General features: G+C 52.9%; 1 rRNA gene. It reads left to right on the forward strand.

The features are described from left to right. Nucleotides 1–255 (forward strand): 23S ribosomal RNA (locus ACYQ73_RS28360); the annotation flags it as partial.

Consider the following 255-nt stretch of genomic DNA (forward strand, 5'->3'; position numbering starts at 1 on the left):
AGGTTGATATTCCTGTACCACCTCCTCACCGTTTGAGAAATGGGGGGACGCAGTAGGATAGGGTAAGCGCGCTGTTGGATATGCGCGTCCAAGCAGTAAGGCGTGTGTGTAGGCAAATCCGCACACTATAACGTTGAGCTGTGATGGCGAGTCCGTATGGACGAAGTTCCTGATTTCACACTGCCAAGAAAAGCCTCTATCGAGGTGAGAGGTGCCCGTACCGCAAACCGACACAGGTAGTCGAGGAGAGAATCC

The organism is Lysinibacillus sp. CTST325 (genome assembly GCF_054665055.1).